The 18,669-nt window shown below is 62.1% G+C and carries 14 protein-coding genes; 3 read left to right on the top strand and 11 right to left on the bottom strand.

Annotation, left to right across the window (positions count from 1 at the left end; translation table 11 throughout):
- Positions 1-61: 61 nt before the first annotated feature.
- The 5 genes from C4J94_RS25105 to C4J94_RS25125 form a co-directional block, all read right to left on the bottom strand.
- Positions 62-3,079 carry a sarcosine oxidase subunit alpha gene (locus C4J94_RS25105; protein ID WP_124388502.1) on the bottom strand — a complete coding sequence of 1,006 codons (3,018 nt, stop codon included), beginning with the start codon at positions 3,077-3,079 and terminating at the stop codon, positions 62-64.
- A complete protein-coding gene (locus C4J94_RS25110) occupies positions 3,076-3,378 on the bottom strand; it encodes a sarcosine oxidase subunit delta (protein ID WP_057723608.1) in 303 nt (100 codons plus the stop codon). The genes C4J94_RS25105 and C4J94_RS25110 overlap by 4 nt, the downstream gene beginning before the upstream one ends.
- 15 nt (positions 3,379-3,393) lie before the next feature.
- Complete coding sequence (locus C4J94_RS25115; protein ID WP_010207084.1) at positions 3,394-4,644, bottom strand: sarcosine oxidase subunit beta; 1,251 nt, start codon at positions 4,642-4,644, stop codon at positions 3,394-3,396.
- Positions 4,645-4,666: 22 nt separating this feature from the next.
- Entirely contained in the window at positions 4,667-5,920 is a 1,254-nt protein-coding gene (glyA, locus tag C4J94_RS25120) for a serine hydroxymethyltransferase (protein ID WP_124388503.1), read from the bottom strand.
- Positions 5,921-6,155: 235 nt separating this feature from the next.
- Complete coding sequence (locus C4J94_RS25125; RefSeq protein ID WP_124388504.1) at positions 6,156-6,884, bottom strand: TraX family protein; 729 nt, start codon at positions 6,882-6,884, stop codon at positions 6,156-6,158.
- Positions 6,885-6,974: 90 nt separating this feature from the next.
- On the opposite strand from C4J94_RS25125, the gene C4J94_RS25130 reads away from it, so the two are divergent.
- Positions 6,975-8,015: a low specificity L-threonine aldolase gene (locus tag C4J94_RS25130; protein WP_124388505.1), complete on the top strand. Its 1,041-nt coding sequence runs from the start codon at positions 6,975-6,977 to the stop codon at positions 8,013-8,015.
- A 193-nt stretch (positions 8,016-8,208) separates the two neighbouring features.
- Positions 8,209-8,409, top strand: a complete 201-nt coding sequence (locus C4J94_RS25135) for a hypothetical protein (RefSeq protein ID WP_124388506.1) — start codon at positions 8,209-8,211, stop codon at positions 8,407-8,409.
- Between the two features lie 70 nt (positions 8,410-8,479).
- Here C4J94_RS25135 and gbcB read toward each other — a convergent pair whose 3' ends face one another.
- Positions 8,480-9,580, bottom strand: a complete 1,101-nt coding sequence (gene gbcB, locus C4J94_RS25140; protein ID WP_057723602.1) for a glycine-betaine demethylase subunit GbcB — start codon at positions 9,578-9,580, stop codon at positions 8,480-8,482.
- Positions 9,581-9,863: 283 nt separating this feature from the next.
- Here gbcB and gbcA point away from each other — a divergent pair, with 283 nt between their 5' ends.
- The gene (gene gbcA / locus C4J94_RS25150; RefSeq protein ID WP_124388507.1) at positions 9,864-11,159 is read left to right on the top strand and encodes a glycine-betaine demethylase subunit GbcA; all 1,296 of its coding nucleotides are present in this window, start codon (positions 9,864-9,866) and stop codon (positions 11,157-11,159) included.
- Between the two features lie 771 nt (positions 11,160-11,930).
- On the opposite strand, the gene C4J94_RS25155 is transcribed toward gbcA, so the two are convergent.
- From C4J94_RS25155 to C4J94_RS25175, 5 genes are all read right to left on the bottom strand, one after another.
- Positions 11,931-12,701, bottom strand: coding sequence for an electron transfer flavoprotein subunit beta (locus C4J94_RS25155; RefSeq protein WP_124388508.1), 771 nt, complete (start codon positions 12,699-12,701; stop codon positions 11,931-11,933).
- Positions 12,702-12,711: 10 nt separating this feature from the next.
- Complete coding sequence (locus C4J94_RS25160; protein WP_124388509.1) at positions 12,712-13,932, bottom strand: electron transfer flavoprotein subunit alpha/FixB family protein; 1,221 nt, start codon at positions 13,930-13,932, stop codon at positions 12,712-12,714.
- Positions 13,932-15,875, bottom strand: a complete 1,944-nt coding sequence (gene dgcB / locus C4J94_RS25165; protein WP_124388510.1) for a dimethylglycine demethylation protein DgcB — start codon at positions 15,873-15,875, stop codon at positions 13,932-13,934. Before dgcB ends, C4J94_RS25160 begins: the two co-directional genes overlap by 1 nt.
- A gap of 136 nt (positions 15,876-16,011) precedes the next feature.
- Positions 16,012-18,072, bottom strand: a complete 2,061-nt coding sequence (gene dgcA, locus C4J94_RS25170) for a dimethylglycine demethylation protein DgcA (protein ID WP_124388511.1) — start codon at positions 18,070-18,072, stop codon at positions 16,012-16,014.
- 15 nt (positions 18,073-18,087) lie between these two features.
- Entirely contained in the window at positions 18,088-18,618 is a 531-nt protein-coding gene (locus tag C4J94_RS25175; protein WP_124388512.1) for a 4-vinyl reductase, read from the bottom strand.
- Between the last annotated feature and the right edge of the window lie 51 nt (positions 18,619-18,669).

Below are 18,669 nucleotides of genomic sequence, written 5' to 3' on the forward strand. Positions count from 1 at the left end.
ACAGGGGAATGCATTTCAAATGTGGGAGGGGGCTTACCCCCGATGCAGGCGACTCGGTCTATCAGATGTTCTGGCGTTCACCTTTGGGGTCAAAGAACACCGAAGACACAATCTCCGCCTCGATCACACTGCCATCGGCCTGGGGCGAAAACACCCGCTCGCCGATGCGCTTCAAGCCGCCCTTGACCACGCCCATGGCAAACGAATAACCCAGGGAGTTGTGCGCATAGCTTGAGGTGACATGGCCGACCATTTTCATCGGAATGGTCTGCTTGGGATCGAACACCAACTGCGCACCTTCTGGCAGCCATACCGTTGGATCGATTGGCTTGAGGCCCACCAGTTGCTTGCGCTCTTCACGCACGCAGTCTTCACGGTTCATCCCGCGCCAGCCGATCCACGAGAACGGTTTGGTACGGCCTACGCACCAGCCCATGTTCAGGTCGTCCGGGGTCATCGAGCCGTCGGTGTCCTGGCCGACAATGATGAAGCCCTTCTCGGCACGCAGTACGTGCATGGTTTCGGTGCCGTACGGGGTCAGGTTGTACTGCTTGCCGGCCTCGACGATCTTTTCCAGCACGCCCATGGCGTAGTCGGCCTGCACGTTGACTTCGTACGACAGCTCGCCGGTAAACGAGATCCGGAACACCCGCGCCGGTACGCCGCCTACCAGGCCTTCCTTCCAGGTCATGAACGGGAAGCCGTCCTTGTCCAGGTCGATGTCGGTGACTTCGCTCAGCAGCTTGCGGCTGTTGGGGCCAGACAACGTCATGGTCGCCCAGTGGTCGGTGACCGAAGTGAAGTACACCTTCAGATCCGGCCATTCGGTCTGCTGGTAGATTTCCAGCCACTGCAGCACGCGGGCAGCGCCGCCGGTGGTGGTGGTCATCAGGAAGTGGTTGTCGGCCAGACAGGCAGTGACGCCGTCGTCGAAGACCATGCCGTCTTCCTTGCACATAAGGCCGTAGCGCGCCTTGCCCACGTCAAGCTTGGTCCAGGCGTTGCTGTAGATGCGGTTGAGGAATTCACGCGCATCCGGGCCCTGGATATCGATCTTGCCGAGGGTGGACGCATCCAGCAGGCCGACGCTGTCGCGCACCGCCAGGCATTCGCGTTTTACCGCCGCGTGCAGGTCTTCGCCGTTGCGCGGGAAATACCATGGGCGTTTCCACTGGCCGACGTCTTCGAATTCGGCGCCGTTCTTCACGTGCCAGGCTTGCAGCGCGGTGTAGCGCACCGGTTCGAAGATGTGCCCGCAGTGACGGCCCGCTACCGCGCCGAAGGTGACGGGCGTGTAGTTGGGGCGGAACATGGTGGTGCCCATCTGCGGGATGGTCACGTTCAGCGAACGGGCGGCAATGGCCAGGCCGTTGACGTTACCCAGCTTGCCCTGATCGGTACCGAAGCCCAGCGCGGTGTAGCGCTTGACGTGCTCCACCGACTCGAAACCTTCGCGGGTGGCCAGTTCGATGGCGGCGGCGGTGACGTCGTTTTGCAGGTCGACAAATTGCTTCGGCGCCCGTGCGGTGGCTTTCTCGTGAGGTACCTGGAACAGCGCCAGGGTCGGCTCTTCCAGACGGCTAAGGGCTTTAGGCAACACGCCTTCAACCGGGGCGAAACCGGCTTCGCTGGCCGCGCGTACGCCGCCCTCGAAACCATCGGCCAGGGAATCACCCAGGCCATAGACGCCATTGATGCCGCCCACACACACGCGTTTCTGCGGCGCTTCGCCCGGCACGAAACCGAGGATGTCTTCACGCCAGGTCGGCTTGCCGCCCAGGTGCGAGGCCAAGTGCACCACCGGGCTGTAACCGCCGGAGCTGGCGACCAGGTCGCAATCGAGCCACTCGCCGGGACTGGTGACTTTGTGCGCTTTCACGTCGATGGCGGCAACCCGTGCACCGGTCACGTGCTTGCTGCCACGGGCCTCGATCACGGCGCTGCCGGTGAGGATGCGAATGCCTTTGGCGCGGGCTTCTTCCACCAGCGCGCCGCGTGGGTTGTGGCGCGCATCGGCGACGGCGATCACTTGCAGGCCGGCGTCGAACCAGTCCAGGGCCACGCGATAGGCGTGGTCGTTGTTGGTCGAAAGCACCAGCTTCTTACCCGGTGCCACGCCGTAGCGGCGCACGTACGTGGACACCGCACCGGCGAGCATGTTGCCCGGCACGTCGTTGTTGCCGTACACCAGCGGCCGCTCGCACGCGCCGGTGGCCAGCACCACGCGCTTGGCGCGCACACGGTGGATACGCTGACGCACCACACCGATGGGCGCACGGTCGCCGAGGTGATCGGTGAGGCGTTCGTGAATGGTCAGGAAGTTATGGTCGTGGTAGCCGTTGACGGTGGCGCGGGGCAGCAGCACCACCTCCGGCAGGGCTTTCAATTCGGCGATGACGCTGGCGACCCATTCGGTGGCCGGCTTGCCGTCGAGGCTTTCGCGCGAATCGAGCAGCGAACCGCCGAATTCTTCCTGCTCATCGGCGATAATCACACGGGCGCCACTGCGCGCAGCTGCCAGTGCAGCGGCGAGGCCGGCCGGGCCTGCGCCGACCACCAGCACATCGCAGTGACGGTTGAAGTTGTCGTAGGTGTCCGGGTCGTTCTCGGTCGGCGAACGGCCAAGGCCGGCCGCCTTGCGAATGTACTTCTCGTACGTCATCCAGAACGACTGCGGGTACATGAAGGTTTTGTAGTAGAAGCCCGGCGGCATCAGCTTGCCGCCGACCTTGCCGAGAATGCCCATCATGTCATTGTTGACGTTCGGCCAGCCGTTGGTGCTGGTGGCGACCAAACCCTGGTAAAGCGCCTGTTGCGTGGCGCGCACGTTGGGGATCTGGGTGGCTTCGGTGGCGCCGATCTGCAGCACCGCGTTGGGCTCTTCGGCGCCGGCGGCAAAGATGCCGCGTGGGCGCGAGTACTTGAAGCTGCGGCCGATGATGTCGACGCCGTTGGCCAGCAAGGCGGCAGCCAGGGTGTCGCCTTCAAAGCCTTTGTAGCTCTGGCCGTTGAAACTGAAGGTCAGCACTTTGTTACGGTCGATGCGGCCACCGTTGGACAGGCGATTGATCTGGCTCATACCTTCTCTCCAGAGGCCTTGGCGGTGAACTGAGGCTTCTCACCGATCTTGTAGGTTTCAAGAATTTCGTAGGTAACAGTGTCGCGGGTAGCGTTGAAGTACTGGCGACAACCGGCGGCATGAATCCACAGTTCGTGGTGCAGGCCACGGGGGTTGTCGCGAAAGAACATGTAGTCGCCCCACTGCGCATCGGTGCAGGCATTCGGGTCCAGCGGGCGCGGGATGTGCGCTTGGCCGGACGCGTGGAATTCCTCTTCGGAGCGCAGTTCGCCACAGTGAGGACAGAAGATATGCAACATAGGGAATTTCTCCTGTTAGTGGGCGACGGCCGCAGCGCCGTGTTCGTCGATCAGCGCACCGTTGTGGAAACGGTCGATGGAAAAAGGCGCGGCCAGCGGGTGCATTTCACCCTTGGCCAGGCTCGCGGCAAACACGTTGCCTGAGCCCGGCGTGGCCTTGAAGCCACCGGTGCCCCAACCGCAGTTGAAGAACATGTTCGGCACCGGAGTCTTGGAGATGATCGGGCAGGCGTCGGGGGTGGTGTCGACGATGCCGCCCCACTGGCGGTTCATGCGCACGCGGGACAACACCGGGAACATCTCGACGATGGCCTGGATGGTGTGCTCGATCACCGGGTACGAGCCACGCTGGCCGTAGCCGTTGTAGCCGTCGATACCGGCGCCGATCACCAGGTCGCCCTTGTCGGACTGGCTGATATAGCCGTGCACAGCGTTGGACATGATCACGCTGTCGATAATCGGCTTGATCGGCTCCGACACCAAGGCTTGCAGCGGGTGGGATTCGATCGGCAGGCGAAAGCCCGCCAGCGAGGCCATGTGCCCGGAGTTACCGGCCGTCACCACACCAACGCGCTTGGCGCCGATAAAGCCCTTGTTGGTTTCCACGCCGATGCACACGCCGTTTTCCTTGCGAAAGCCGATCACTTCGGTCTGCTGGATCAGGTCCACGCCGAGTGCATCAGCGGCACGGGCAAAGCCCCAGGCCACGGCATCGTGACGGGCCACGCCGCCGCGACGTTGCACGGTGGCGCCGAGTACCGGATAGCGCGTGTTCTTGGAGCAATCGAGGTACGGAATTTCGTCGGCCACCTGCTTGGCGTTGAGCAGCTCGCCGTCTACGCCGTTGAGGCGATTGGCGCTGACGCGGCGCTCGGAATCGCGGATGTCCTGCAGGGTGTGGCACAGGTTGTATACGCCGCGCTGGGAGAACATCACGTTGTAGTTCAGGTCCTGGGACAGGCCTTCCCAGAGTTTCATCGCGTGTTCGTACAGGTGCGCCGACTCGTCCCACAGGTAGTTGGAACGCACGATGGTGGTGTTGCGCGCCGTGTTACCGCCGCCCAGCCAGCCTTTCTCGACCACGGCCACGTTGGTGATGCCGTGCTCCTTGGCCAGGTAGTAGGCGGTGGCCAGACCATGCCCGCCGCCGCCGACGATCACCACGTCGTAGACCTTTTTCGGGGTCGGGGTGCGCCACATCTTCTGCCAGTTTTCGTGATGGCTGAGGGAGTGCTTGAAGAGGCCGAAGCCTGAGTAGCGTTGCATAGTCATTACTCCAAAACCGCGCTCAGCGATAAACCGGGAAATCAGCGCACAGGGCAGACACGTGCTTGGCCACGTTGGCCTCGACATCGGCGTCGCCGAGGTTGTCGAGGATGTCGCAGATCCAGCCGGCCAGCTCGATGCATTGCGGCACCTTGAAGCCACGCGTGGTCACAGCCGGGGTGCCGATGCGCAGGCCCGAGGTCACGAACGGCGACTGCGGGTCATTGGGTACAGCGTTCTTGTTGACGGTGATGTGGGCGCGCCCCAGGGCGGCGTCCGCCTCTTTGCCGGTCAGGCCCTGACGGATCAGGCTGACCAGGAACAGGTGGTTGTCGGTGCCACCGGAGACCACATCGTAGCCGCGCTTGATGAACACTTCGGCCATGGCCTGGGCGTTGTCGATCACCTGCTGCTGATACACCTTGAAGCCCGGCTCCAGCGCTTCCTTGAAGCACACCGCCTTACCGGCGATCACATGCATCAGCGGGCCGCCCTGGGCGCCGGGGAATACGGCGGCGTTGAGTTTCTTTTCGATGGCTTCGTTGGCCTTGGCCAGGATCAGGCCACCGCGTGGACCGCGCAGGGTCTTGTGGGTGGTGGTGGTGACCACGTCCGCGTAGGGCAGCGGGTTCGGGTACAGACCGGCAGCCACCAGGCCGGCGACGTGGGCCATGTCGACGAACAGCAGCGCGCCCACCTTGTCGGCGATCTGACGGAAGCGTGGGAAATCCAGAGTCTTGGAGTAGGCAGAGAAACCGGCCACCACCATCTTCGGCTTGTGCTCCACGGCCAGGCGCTCGACTTCGTCGTAGTCGATCAGGCCGGTGTCGGTGTTGATGCCGTATTGCACCGCGTTGTACAGCTTGCCCGAGGACGACACTTTGGCGCCGTGGGTCAGGTGGCCGCCGTGGGCCAGGCTCATGCCCAGAATGGTGTCGCCGGCATTGATCAGCGCCAGGTACACCGCGCTGTTGGCGGACGAACCGGAGTGCGGCTGCACGTTGGCGTAATCGGCGCCGAACAGCTGCTTGGCGCGCTCGATGGCCAGGGCCTCAACTTTGTCCACATGCTCGCAGCCACCGTAGTAGCGCTTGCCCGGGTAGCCTTCGGCATATTTGTTGGTCAGGCCGCTGCCTTGAGCTTCCATGACGCGCTTGCTGGTGTAGTTCTCCGACGCGATCAGCTCGATATGATCTTCCTGGCGCTGCTCCTCGGCATTCATCGCCGCCAGCAGTGCGTCGTCATATCCCTGGATCTGGTCTTGTTTGCTGAACATCGCGTCTCTCCCAGCCTTTCGTATTGTTGAGGCCCGTGCAGGGCCCTTTGATGCGATGGTAGGGCTGGCGCGGGCAGGTCAAATGCCTGCGGACGCCACGCAAAGGTGCGTTTACGACATTGGATGAGCGACACGAAACAAATGTGGGAGGGGGCTTGCCCCCGATAGCGGAGTGCCAGCCACTGATAGACAAACTGATAGATCACAATCGGGGGCAAGCCCCCTCCCACAAGGGTTAGGCGATGATCTGACGGATGAGTAGCAGCAGGAGGAAGTGCAAGGGATAGAGGCCATAGGCCCAGCGGCGCATCGCGGGTGGTGAGGCGCTTGTGGCATGTCGTAACAAGACCAATCCGGCCAATGGCGCAATCAGGCAGGCCACCAGCCCCGTCAGCGCAATGATCGAGCCGCTGCTGAGCAAAACCTGCCATTGGTTGGCAGCCACGCAGACCAAACCCGGCAACACGCTGAAATACCAGGGTCGGCTGAATACCAGCAGCATCGCCATCGGCAGCAATACACCGAAAAAACCGAACATCAGGTGCGTGGAAAATACAGCGCCTATCGTGACGGCGATCAGCGCCAATCCTCGATCAACCCACGCCTTTTGCTGCCATCCTCGCGCAACCAGCAAACCTAGCGCTAATGTCGGCAGCACGTTCAACGTATCGGCATCGTCGATGAACATCCGGTAAGGCACTTCGCTGATCACGCTGAACAGCAGCAACCAGCCCAGGTAACGCCACTGCCCGGTCACACCCACGTTTCGGACCCGGTGCAGATTGGCCGCAATCGCCAGGCAAAACCACGGAAATGCCAGGCGCCCCGGCACATACAGCCCATCCAGGCTCAAGCCCACATAGCGCAAGTGGTCCAGCACCATGCTCAACAGCGCCAGCCACTTGAGTAGGTCCAAAGCGCCATCTCGGATACGTCCGACAGGCGTGGTGTACGTAGCGTGCATAATTCCCCAACGACTTTGCATTTACAGTGCGTGCGCCCCCCTCCCAATCTTGGTTAAAGTGCGCACCAACATCGACCACAGGAATGGGCCATGACTGACAAGAGCCAACAATTCGCCAGCGACAACTATTCCGGCATCTGCCCGGAAGCCTGGGCCGCCATGGAACAAGCCAACCAGGGCCATCAACGCGCCTACGGCGATGACGAATGGACCCACCGCGCCGCCGACGGTTTCCGCAACCTGTTCGAAACCGATTGCGAAGTGTTCTTCGCCTTCAACGGTACCGCGGCCAACTCCCTGGCGCTGTCCTCGCTGTGCCAGAGCTACCATAGCGTGATTTGCTCGGAAACCGCCCACGTCGAGACCGACGAATGCGGCGCGCCGGAGTTTTTCTCCAACGGCTCCAAGCTGCTCACCGCGCGCACCGAAAACGGCAAGCTGACCCCGGAATCGATCCGCGAAATCGCGCTCAAGCGCCAGGATATCCACTACCCGAAACCGCGCGTGGTCACCCTCACCCAGGCCACCGAGGTCGGTAGCGTCTACACCCCGGAAGAAATCCGCGCCATCAGCGCCACCTGCAAGGAGCTGGGCCTGAACCTGCACATGGACGGCGCACGCTTCTCCAACGCCTGCGCGTTCCTCGGCTGCTCGCCAGCCGACCTGACCTGGAAAGCCGGTGTGGACGTGCTGTGCTTTGGCGGCACCAAGAACGGCATGGCCGTGGGTGAAGCCATCTTGTTCTTCAACCACAAGCTCGCCGAAGACTTCGACTACCGCTGCAAACAGGCCGGCCAGCTGGCGTCCAAGATGCGCTTTTTGTCCGCCCCGTGGGTGGGCCTGCTGGAAAACGACGCCTGGCTCAAGCATGCCCGCCATGCCAACCGCTGCGCGCAATTGCTCAGCAGCCTGGTGGCGGACATTCCCGGCGTGGAATTGATGTTCCCAGTGCAGGCCAATGGCGTGTTCCTGCAACTGTCGGAACCCGCTATCGCAGCACTGACGGCCAAGGGCTGGCGCTTCTACACCTTCATCGGCAAAGGCGGCGCACGCTTCATGTGTGCGTGGGATACCGAAGAAGAACGTGTAAGGGAATTGGCGGCGGATATCAGGGAAGTGATGAACGCCTAAAGTAGGAATCAGGCCAGCCGATGCTGGCCGATTGCCGAGTCTGTATTTTGATATTTCTGACAGCAGCGCACTGCGATTTCATTGTCTAGCCTCTTGGGACCCGGAAGGAAAACGCAGCGATGCCTGCCCCCTTTCGGGTTCATGACCAGCCGAATGTTCGACTGGAAATACCTAACCAATGGAGAGCTTAATCATGGAATATCAAAACAATGTCAGCACGCTGCAGGGCGATGACACCGTCACCACCACCGTCATCGACTGGGATGAGTTCAGGAAACACGCCAAAGTCGGCGACACCATCCGCGAGCCATCCAGGACGTTGAGGATCTATGACAAAGTCTACGAACTGACAGCTTCAGGCCAACACTTCGTCGTACACATCTACGCCCAGTAACCCACGCTGATCATTCCCACGCTCCGCGTGGGAATGTCTCCCCCTGGACGCTCCGTCACCCGCGCTCGGGTCAGAATTCGATGCGCACGTCGCCCTTGGGCACGCTGCAGCACGACAGGATGTAACCCTCGGCTTCGTCCTCTTCGGTAATCCCGCCGTTGTGTTCCATCTCGACTTCCCCGCCGAGCTTCATCACTTTGCATGTGCCGCAAATGCCCATACCGCATGCCTTGGGGATCAGCAGCCCCAGCTTGGCCGCTGCCGCATGCACGGTTTCGCCCGGCGCCACGCGGATGCTCTTGCCAGACGCAATGAACTCCACCTGATGCAGGTCCGCCAGGTCGACTTCAGGGGCGTCGGCGGCTTGTTCGGCCTGTTCCACCGCATCGGCTCGTGCTTCCGGTGGGGTCGCGCCGAAGGATTCTTCGTGATAACGCGCCATATCGAAGCCGGCGGCTTCCAGCAGGCGCTTGACCGCGCTCATGTACGGCGTGGGACCGCAGCAGAACACTTCGCGCTCGAGGAAGTCCGGCACCATCAGTTCCAGCATCTTGTGGTTCAGGTAGCCGCGATACCCGGCCCAGGGTTCGCCCAGGCCATGTTTTTCACAGATCAGGTGCAGGCTGAAGTTGTCGATCCGCGACGCCATGTGCTCCAGCTCGCGGTGGTAGATGATGTCCTTGGGCGAACGGGCGCTGTGAACGAACGTCATGTCGACATTGGCGTTGGTGTCGTAGAACCAGCGCGCCATGGACATCACCGGCGTGATCCCCACGCCACCGCTCAGGTACAGCACTTTGGGGCTTGGGAAATCGATGGCGTTGAACAGCCCCACCGGCCCGTGCACCGCCAACTCCTGGCCTTCATGCAGCGTGTCATGCAGCCAGTTGGAAACACGCCCGCCCGGCACGCGTTTGATGGTCACCGAGAAGCTATACGGCACCGACGGCGAACTGGAGATGGTGTATGAGCGCATGATCGGCTGGCCTTCGATCTCCAACTCCAGGGTGACGAACTGCCCGGGTTTGAAGAAGAACAGGATCGGTTGGTCGGCCATGAAGCAGAAGGTGCGCACGTCCCAGGTTTCCTGGATGACTTTGACGCAACGGACGATGTGCCGGCCGTTGGCCCAGGTCTGGGTGGTTACCGGGTTCAGGAAGCTGTTGGACATACTGTTCTCCACCGCCGAGGCTCGGCCTTATGGTGGCGATTCTGCGTAACGCGAGAATCCGCCATTTACCTATCTGCGACATTCACATACTTACCGCGACCAGCCCCCAATGACAGGGGGTTGCGCGTCGGGATCAGATTGGGCCATGTCGCCCATGGATAAGGTTCGACCCAACGCCGGGCCCACACTCGCTCCCAACGAAGACACTTTCTTTACGCCTTGCACAGCACCAACCGTAGCCACTATTCGCCGGCCACACAGAATGGCCCTGAGGACATACACGATGGACGTCACCGCAACCTTGAGCTTGGGCGATCCGCTGGAACCCGCACGCAAGGCCACCGCGCAGATGCTGCAAGAGCGCGAGCGCACCTTTTCGCTGCCGCAGCCGTTTTACTCTGATGAGCGGCTGTTCGATATCGACATGCAGGAAATCTTCCAGAAAGAGTGGTTGATCGCCGGCATGACCTGCGAAATCCCCACCAAGGGCAACTACCTGACCCTGCAAGTGGGCAAGAACCCGATCATCGTGATCCGTGGCGCCGACGGCGTGGTGCATGCGTTTCACAACGTGTGCCGCCACCGTGGCTCGCGCTTGTGCACCAGCGACAAGGGCAAGGTCGCCAAGCTGGTTTGCCACTACCATCAATGGACCTACGAGCTGGACGGTCGCCTGCTGTTCGCCGGCACCGAGATGGGCGCCGACTTCGACATGAAGCAGTACGGCCTCAAGCCAGTGAACGTGAAAACCGCCGGTGGCTACATCTTCATCAGCCTGGCCGAAAACCCACCGGCCATCGATGACTTCCTGTCGACCCTGAACCATTACATGGAACCCTACGACATGGAGAACACCAAGGTGGCGATTCAAACCACCTTGTTTGAAAAAGCCAACTGGAAGCTGGTGCTGGAAAACAACCGCGAGTGCTACCACTGCAATGCGTCGCACCCGGAACTGCTCAAAACCCTGCTGGAATGGGACGACGTCACCGACCCGCGCGCCGACCAGGCGTTCAAGGACCACGTCGCCGCGTCCGCCGCCGCCTGGGACGCCGAGAAGATCCCTTACGCGCACGCCAGCTTCGGCCTGCGTAACCGTATCGTGCGCATGCCGTTACTCAAGGGCACCGTGTCGATGACCCTGGATGGCAAACAGGGTTGCGCCAAGCTTATGGGCCGCATCAAGAACCCCGACCTCGGCTCGATGCGCATCCTGCACCTGCCGCACTCGTGGAACCACTGCATGGGCGACCACATCATCGTGTTCACCGTGTGGCCGATCAGCGCCCAGGAAACCATGGTCACCACCAAGTGGATCGTGCACAAGGACGCCGTGGAAGGCGTGGACTACGACGTCGACCGCATGCGCCAGGTGTGGGATGCCACTAACGACCAGGACCGTCGCCTGGCCGAAGAAAACCAGCGCGGCATCAACTCCACCGCTTACCAGCCAGGCCCGTACTCCAAGACCTATGAGTTCGGTGTGGTGAACTTTGTGGACTGGTACAGCGAGCGCATGCTGAACAACCTCGGCGCGGCGCCAGCGCCCTATCTCAAGGGCGTGGCTGCACACGAATAACTGACACGCCCTGGAATCGAAACAGTGGGAGCAGCCTTGCTCCCACTTTTTTGTATCTGTACAAAAAACATCCAGCTCCCAGGTAGACCTTTACCGCCCTGCCCTTCAGCCATTGCCCAACAACTTATCCACAACTCCACCCACAGCAATTGTGGGCAACTGCTGTTTCCCTGTTGAAATAAATCATGAAAATCCGTGACTTATTCAAATCATAGAGTTCTGCACAACGTTGATCATTTTTTAACCTAAAGCCTGTAAGCCACGTTTATAAAGGCCTGTAGCGGAACGCGAACACCTTATCCACAGAAGCACCAACAGACTTTGGGGGCAACTTTGCCCACGCTGTGGAAAACCACGTCAAACCTGCATATAACGGGGTGTCCAGCCTTTTTCAGGGCCGAGAAAAGGATGATTGATCAGATTTCGATCAACTCGAGGAAAGCCTTTGTTTATAAGGCTTGCAGCCGACAGCGAACATCTTATCCACAGAAGCGCCAACAGACTTTGGGGGCAAGTCCGAACCTCAGCGCGGGAAAAAACCCAGGAAAAACCGCGAGTTAGGCTGGTTGTTTTTCGTACAGAGGGCTGCAGGACCCTATATACAGGGCGTGCAGCCAACCGCGAACAGGTTATCCACAGGCGGATCAACAGCGATTGTGGGTAAAGCGCAGGTCCAATGTGGGAGGGGGCTTGCCCCCGATAGCGGTGGGTCAGTTACAGCGCTATCAACTGACACTCCGCCATCGGGGGCAAGCCCCCTCCCACAAGGGTTCAGCGTACGACACCTTCTTCTATCAGCAGCTTGAGAATGGCCTCAGCGCCCGCTTCCGGGCTCAGGCCCTTGAGCACCTGCCCGCCGCCACCACTGGCCTTGGCCGTTGCAGCCTTCATACGGTCGGCGCCACTTTTGGCCTTGATCACCTTGAGGCGCTTGGGCCGAGGCTTGGCCGGTTGCAGCAGCGCACCTGTGAATAACTCGTCCTGTTCGATCTCGACTTCATGAGCCGCAAGCTCGCCACGCTGCGCCGGGCCGTAGGCGCTCTGCCGTGGCTTGGGCGCGGCGTTATCCACCGTCGCCAGGAACGGCAGGCGTACCTTCAGGCGCCGCCGCTGGCCGCGTGGCAAGGCTTGCAGCACGTGGGCCACACCGGCGTCGATGGACTCGACTTGAGCCAGCCCCACAATCAGTGGCCAGCCCAGCTGCTCGGCCAACAAGAACGGCAACATGCCCGAACCCTCGCCGGTTTCCGCCTGGCTGCCGGTAAGCACCACCTGGGCACCGGCGTCGCGCAGATATTCACTCAACGCCGGCAACGCATCGGCACCGGCCGGCTGTTCCAGCACGTGCAGTTGCGGCAAGCCCATGCCCAGGTAGCTGCGCAAGGTCGGCTCGTGGATGTCGCCCGCGTGCAACACCTGCAACTTGTCCCCAGCCATCTGCAGGCCCAGTTCGACGGCGCGTGCGTCTTGTTCGGCGCGGCGCGGGCGCCCGGAGGTGGGGTGGGCGCCGACGGATACCAGGCTGATTACATTGCTTGTCATGGTCATATCCCTAAGCTGCATCGCGCTTGGCGCCGTTGCGGTGGGCCTCGACCGCTGCGATCAAGGCTTGCAGAATCGCGGCGCTTTCGCCGATCACCGACAGGTCGGCACGCTTGATCATGTCGCAACCCGCGTCGAGGTTGATCGCCACCACCTTGTCGCAGGCACCGATGCCTTGCAGGTGCTGGATCGCCCCGGAAATGCCCACAGCCACGTACACCCGCGCCGTGACCCAGGTGCCGCTGGCGCCGACCTGACGATCGCGCGCCATAAAGCCGTCGTCCACCGCCACCCGCGACGCGCCTTCGGTGGCGCCCAGGGCCGCGGCGGCCTGGTGAAACAGCGCCCAGTCCTTCACGCCGTTGCCGCCGGAGATAATGAATTCCGCTTCGGCCATGGGAATCGCTGCCGGGTCCACCGCCACCGCGCCGAGGTCTTCGATACGCGGCAGGCTGCGCGCCAGGGCTGTGGATAACTCCACGGGCAGCGCTTCGTGACGGGTTTCGCTCACTGGTTCTGCACATTCCACGGCAGCGAGGATCAAGCGTGGCAGCGGCCGCGCCAAGTCTTGCTGGCCCGCACCGGCACGGCCGATGCACTGGTCATCCTTGATCTGCCACACCCGCGTGGCGGGACGTTCCTTGAGGCTGGCGGCGAAGCGTCGGCCCAGTTCGCCGCCACCGCTGCGGCCGTCGGGCAGCAACCAATGGCGTGGGTTGAACTGGTTATCCACAGCGCGCAGACCTTGCACGCGTTGCTCCGGTGAATAACCCTCGAACTCATGACCCTCCAGCACCAGCAGGCGATCAACACCGGCTGTCGCAAACGCGCTTTCTTTATGCTCGCCAAACACCACCGCCAGCACGGCACCGTCGCTGCCGGCCAGTTGGCGAGCGAGGCCGAGCACGTCGCGGTCGTGGCTGCTCAGACGGCCGCCGACCATGTCCGGCACTACGTTGATGTAGAACGCTGGCGCTGCGATCCGATGCAGCGGCAACTGCACTTCCACTGCGGCGACACGCTTGGCCGCGCCGCCCTGCTGGGCGCCACTGCGGTCGATACGCTTGATACCGTTGGGGCCGATAAAACCCACACCGTGCAGATTTTTGCGGATGACGCCGTTCGGCCCCATCCAGCTGTGTTGCGCCGGCTGCATGGCCGCGTGCAGCGGGTGCAAGCGGTTACGGGCGATCCATTCGGCGCGGGGATCGCGGCGGATAATGTCGCTCATCAATGCACCTCCGCAGGTTCACGCTTGTTGGGGGCTTTGGCCGGTGCCGCGTCTTCGAGCAAGGCGTCGGCCACCAATTCGGCAATGTCTTTGATCAAGGGGCGCGGTTCGACCACGCCTTCGAGCATCGCCGTGCACTGCGGGCAACCCACAGCCACCAGTTCGGCACCGGTCTCGCGGATGTCGTCCATGCGCATGTCGGGGATGCGCTGCTTGCCCGGAATGTCGGTGATCGGCGCGCCGCCACCGCCGCCGCAGCAGCGTGAACGGAAACCTGAGCGCTGCATTTCCTTGACCTCGATACCCAGCGCCCGCAGCACTTGGCGCGGTGCCTCGTATTCGCCGTTGTAGCGCCCCAGGTAGCACGGGTCGTGATAGGTCACGCTGTTGCCTTTGTGCTGGCCCAGGTTCAGCGCGCCCTCGCCGATCAGCTCGGCCATGAAGGTGCTGTGGTGCTGCACGAGGTAGTTGCCGTTGAAGGCGCCGTACTCGTTTTTCAGTACATGGAAACTGTGCGGGTCACAGGTGACGATGCGCTTGAAGCTGTACTTGGCCAGGGTCTGGATATTGCGCGAGGCCAGCAACTGAAAGGTTGCTTCATCGCCCAGGCGCCGTGCAACGTCGCCGCTGTCGCGCTCTTCCAGGCCCAGCACGGCGAAGTCGACCTTGGCCGCCTTGAGCACTTTGACGAACGCGCGCAGGGTGCGTTGGTTGCGCATGTCGAAGGCGCCGTCGCCGACCCAGAACAGTATATCGGCACTGCCTTTTTCGCTGAGCAGCGGCAGGTTCAAATCCGCCGCCCAGTTCAACCGGCCGCCCGGTGCGAAGCCGCCAGGGTTGTCGGTGGCGATCAGGTTTTCCAGAACTTCGGCGCCCTTGTTCGGCGTGGCGCCTTTTTCCAGGGTGAGATGGCGGCGCATGTCGACGATGGCGTCAACGTGCTCGATCATCATCGGGCACTCTTCCACGCAGGCGCGGCAGGTGGTGCACGACCACAGGGTCTCGGCGTCCACCAGGCCATTGACGATCGGCTGGTGCGGGTTGCCGCTGTGTTCGCCTATCGGTTTACCTGGATAGGGGCTGCCGGCAAACTTGGCATCGGTGCCACCGGCCAGGCCGACCACCATGTCCTGGATCAGCTTTTTCGGGTTCAGCGGCTGGCCGGCGGCGAACGCCGGGCAGGCGGCTTCGCACTTGCCGCACTGTACGCACGCGTCGAAACCAAGCAGTTGGTTCCAGGTGAAGTCCTTGGGTTTCTCAACGCCCAACGGCGCGGTTTTATCGCTGAGGTCCAGCGGCTTCAAACCAGTAGAACGGCCACCTCCGAAGCGCTCGGCGCGGCGGTGCCAGGCCAGGTGCAAGGCCCCGGCGAAAGCGTGTTTCATCGGGCCGCCCCAGGTCATGCCGAAGAACATTTCGGAAACGCCCCACAGCACGCCCACGCCGAGCAACGCAGCCAGCAGCCAGCCACCGAAGTCGGCGGGCAGGATCCCCGCCACCGGCAGCGTCACCAGGAAGAAGCTCACCGAGAACGCCATCAGGCTTTTTGGCAGGCGCATCCACGGGCCCTTGGACAGGCGCGCGGGCGGGTTGCGGCGGCGCAGGTACATGAAGATGGCACCGACAAACATCAGCACCGAAGCCAGCAGCAACGCGTAGCCGAGGATGCGGTTGTGCAGACCGAAGCCGTGCACCAGCACCGCCAGCAGCGCCGACAGTACAAAGCCCAGGGCCGTGGCGACGTGGGTGTTGGCGATGTATTTGTCGCGGGCGACGACGTGGTGCAAGTCGACCATGTAGCGCTTGGGCATGGCCAGAAGGCCGCCGAGCAGGTCGACTTTGGCGGCGCGGCCGCGGCGCCACATGTTTACCCGGCGCAGGGCGCCGAGGGCGGCAAGGCCTAGGGCGGCAAACAAAAGAATAGGCAGCAAGGTGTTCAACATGGTGAAGCTCCCACAGACCACACAAAACTAATGTGGGAGGGGGCTTGCCCCCGATAGCGGTGGGTCAGGTACAGCTGTATCAACTGACACTCCGCCATCGGGGGCAAGCCCCCTCCCACATTTGAACCCAGTCGGCTTAGAAATCCTTGCAGAGGCGCAGGGCGTCATAGATCGCAGCGTGGGTATTGCGCTGGGCCACACAGTCACCGATGCGGAACAGCAAGTACCCCTCGCCCGCTTCGCTCAGGCACGGCTGCGGCTTGATCGCGAACAGGGCTTCGACGTCAATCTGGCCCTTGTTGCGCGAACCTTCCTTGAGCCCGTAATAGATCGCTTCGTCCGGACGCACGCCGTTCTCCACCACCACCTGGTCCACCACCCGCTCTTCCTTGGCCCCGGTGTATTCGTTCTCCAGTACCGCCACCAGCTTGTCGCCCTCGCGGTAGACCTTTTCCAGCATCATGTCGCCGGTCATGATCACTTCCTTGGGGTACATGCTGCGGTAGTAGGTCGGGAACGACGTACCGCCGATGGCCACGCCCGGCTTGATGTCATCGGTGACGATTTCCACCTGGCTGCCTTTGTCGGCCAGGAAGTCCGCCACCGACATGCCGGTGAATTCGCAAATGGTGTCGTACACCAGCACGTTCTTGCCCGGCGCAACCTTGCCGTCGAGCACGTCCCAACTGCTCACCACCAGGCCTTCGGCAGCGCCCCAGTGTTCGTTCTGTTCGATGAACGGATGCCCGCCGACCGCCAGCACCACCACGTCCGGGCGCAGGTCGAGAATGGTTTCGGCGTCCGCCGCCACACCCAGGCGCAGGTCGACTTTCAAGCGTGCCAGTTCCAGTTGGAACCAGCGGGTGATACCGGCGATCTGGTCGCGCTGCGGCGCTTTGGACGCCGTGGTGATCTGCCCGCCGATAAACTCTTTCTTTTCGAACAGGGTCACATCGTGGCCACGTTCGGCAGCGACGCGCGCAGCCTCCATACCGGCCGGGCCCGCACCCACGACCACCACTTTGCGCTTGGGCCCGGTGGACTTCTCGATGATGTGCGGCACGCCCATGTATTCACGGGAGGTCGCGGCGTTCTGGATGCACAGCACATCCAGGCCCTGGTACTGGCGGTCGATGCAGTAGTTGGCGCCGACGCACTGTTTGATCTGGTCGATCTGGCCCATCTTGATCTTGGCGATCAGGTGCGGGTCGGCGATGTGCGCACGGGTCATGCCGACCATGTCCACATAGCCGCCTTCCAGAATGCGCGTGGCCTGGTTCGGGTCCTTGATGTTCTGCGCGTGCAGCACCGGGACTTTCACCACTTCCTTGATACCGGCCGCCAGGTGCAGGAACGGCTCCGGCGGGTAACTCATGTTCGGGATCACGTTGGCCAGGGTGTTGTGCGTATCGCAACCCGAGCCCACCACGCCGATGAAGTCGAGCATGCCGGTGTCGTCGTAATACTTGGCGATCTGCTTCATGTCCTCGTGGGACAGACCGTCCGGGTGGAACTCGTCGCCGCACAGGCGCATGCCCACGCAGAAATCGTCGCCCACTTCGGCGCGCACCGCCTTGAGCACTTCCAGGCCGAACTTCATGCGGCCTTCGAAGGTGCCGCCCCATTCATCGGTGCGCTTGTTGACCCGCGGGCTCCAGAACTGGTCGATCATGTGCTGGTGCACGGCGGACAATTCCACACCGTCCAGGCCACCGGCCTTGGCACGGCGCGCGGCCTGGGCGTAGTTGCCGATCACGCGCCAGATTTCTTCTGGTTCGATGGTCTTGCAGGTGGCGCGATGCACCGGCTCACGCACACCGGACGGCGACATCAGGGTCGGCCAGTTGAAGCCGTCCCAACGCGAGCGACGGCCCATATGGGTAATCTGGATCATGATCTTGGCGCCATGCTTGTGCATGGCGTCGGCCAGGTTCTGGAAGTGCGGGATGATGCGGTCGGTAGACAGGTTCACCGAACTCCACCATTCCTGGGGGCTGTCGATGGCCACCACCGAGGAACCGCCGCAGATGGCCAGGCCGATACCGCCCTTGGCTTTCTCTTCGTAGTACTTCACATAGCGGTCGGTGGTCATGCCGCCGTCGGTGGCATACACCTCGGCATGGGCGGTACTGAGCACGCGGTTGCGGATGGTCAGTTTGCCGATCTGGATCGGCGCAAACATTGCTTCGAAAGCCATGGCACGGTCCTCGGCTTACAACGGTTTGACGGTGAACAGGCCATCGTCGTGGCCCTCTTCGGAGCCTCCGTAGACTTGTTCGGCCACAGTGCGAATCTGGCTGCCACGCGCTTGAAGGATCTGGTCCATCGCGCCGGCAAACCAGCCGGTGAACATGTAGTCGACTTTGCGCCCGACCTTGCCGTACACGTAGACGAAGGCCGAATGTTCCAGCTTGATGCTGGCGGTGCCCTTGTCGAGGTCGATGTCCTGGATCTTGAACAGGCCCCAGCCGCGTTGCGACAAGCGTTTCATGTAGTGCTCGAACACTGCGACGCCTTCCAGGCCATGGCATTCGGCTTCTTTTTCACACCAGTGCCAGGCGGACTTGTAGCCGGCCTTGTAGAGGATCTCGGCGTAGGCCTCGGCGCCCAGCACTTCTTCGATGCCCATGTGGTTGTTGACGAAAAAATGGCGCGGCACGTACAGCATGGGCAGGGCGTCGGAGGTCCAGACACCGGTTTCGCTGTCGACTTCGATAGGCAATTGCGGGGCGATCTTGGCCATGGAAACTTAACTCCAGAAAAATTCGTTGTGGTGTTGCCGGTGGTTGTCTGG

This window comes from Pseudomonas sp. R5-89-07 (assembly GCF_003851685.1).
GTDB lineage: Bacteria > Pseudomonadota > Gammaproteobacteria > Pseudomonadales > Pseudomonadaceae > Aquipseudomonas.